Genomic DNA, 1,674 nt, shown 5'->3' on the forward strand with positions numbered 1-1,674 from the left:
GAACATCTTATCAGTTCATCGGGACGGAAGTTGATGATGGTGCTGGTGTAAGCGTTTCGGCAGCCGGTGATGTTGACGGTGATGGTCGCGGTGATTTCTTGATTGGTGCTCCTGGTGCTGATGGCGGCGGAAGTAATTCTGGTGAAGTTTACCTGGTTACAGCTGCTGCTATGGTAGATGCAGATGCCGCCGATGGCTCGGTAGATGGTGTTATCGATCTGGATAATATCAATGAACAGTCCGGGTCTTACCAGTTGGTTGGAGCGGCCGCGAGTAATGGGGCTGGTAATGCGATCTCATCTGCTGGAGATGTCGATAGAGACGGCAAAGATGATCTTCTCATTGGTGCTTCAAATGCCAGTGGTGGTGGAAGCAACTCAGGTGAGGCCTATCTACTGACGGCAGCAGCACTTGCCTCAGCTGATGCAGCTGATGGCACCACTGATGGTGTTATTGATCTGGATAATGTCAATGAGCAGTCAGGCTCTTACCAGTTTGTTGGCACAGAATCTGCTGATTTTGCTGGTGTAAGCGTTTCGTCTGCTGGTGATGTTGATGGTGATGGACGGGATGACCTTCTCATTGGTGCTGACTTTGCTGATGATGGAGGCCGTAACTCTGGGGAAGTCTATCTTGTTCACAGCTGCAGCGTTGTCTCGCGCTGATGCTGCAGACGGTACTCTGACGGTGTCATTGATCTGGATAATGTCAACGAGCAGACCGGATCTTATCAGTTTGTCGGTGATGATGGGTTTGATACGGCAGGGCGCAGTATCTCTTCAGCTGGTGATGTTGATGGTGATGGTAAGGATGATCTGCTCATCGGTGCTGCGAATGCTAATGGTAGTGGTGCCAACCAAGGATCCGCTTCAGGGGCTGCTTATCTGATGACGGCTTCTGCACTAGCAGCCGCTGATGCCGCTGACGGCACCACTGATGGTGTTATTGATTTGGGTAATGTCAATGAGCAGACTGGATCTTATCAGTTCAATGGTACAGAAGTAATGGACCAAGCCGGAACTCGTGTAACATCTGCAGGCGATGTGGATGGCGATGGCAAAGATGATGTCTTTATCAGCAGCATTTTTGCAGATGATGGCGGCTCCAGTTCTGGTGAAGCATATTTGCTGACAGCTGCTGCTATGGCTTCAGCTGATGCCGCTGACGGCACTACTGACGGCATCATTGATTTGGACAATGTCAATGAGCAAACCAACTCTTATCAGTTTGTTGGCACCCAAGCAGATGACCTGGCCGGCATTGATATCTCAGCTGCTGGTGATGTTGATGGCGATGGCAAAAATGACTTCTTGATCGGTGCTCGGGCAGCAGATGGTGGCGGCGCTGGCTCGGGTGAGGCCTATCTGTTGACTGCAGCAGCACTTGCTTCAGCTGATGCAGCTGATGGCACCACTGATGGGATTATCGATCTAGATAATGTCAATGAGCAGACTAACTCTTATCAGTTCGTTGGTACGGAAGTTGGCGATGATGCGGGAATTAGCGTGTCATTTGTCGGTGATGTTGACAATGATGGTAAGGACGATCTGTTGATTGGTGCACGTAATGCTGACGGCGGTGGCTCCAACTCTGGTGAAGCCTATCTAATGTCTATTGCTTCACTGGCGACTGCTGATGCAGCTGATGGCACCATTGATGGTGTTATCGATTTGG

At 50.4% G+C, this 1,674-nt stretch carries 2 protein-coding genes and 1 pseudogene; all 3 read left to right on the plus strand.

Features of this window, described 5'->3' with window-relative positions:
- A partial coding sequence (locus tag JCM12308_RS27395) for an FG-GAP repeat protein (RefSeq protein WP_174519228.1) occupies positions 1 to 665 on the plus strand: 665 nt, incomplete at its 5' end.
- A gap of 108 nt (positions 666 to 773) precedes the next feature.
- Positions 774 to 854: pseudogene (locus JCM12308_RS33200) on the plus strand (hypothetical protein); the annotation flags it as partial.
- Between the two features lie 33 nt (positions 855 to 887).
- The coding region (locus tag JCM12308_RS27400) for an integrin alpha (protein ID WP_174519229.1) at positions 888 to 1,674 on the plus strand (787 nt) is incomplete at its 3' end.

This window comes from Pseudovibrio denitrificans JCM 12308 (genome assembly GCF_001310815.1).
GTDB classification, from domain to species: Bacteria; Pseudomonadota; Alphaproteobacteria; order Rhizobiales; family Stappiaceae; genus Pseudovibrio; species Pseudovibrio denitrificans.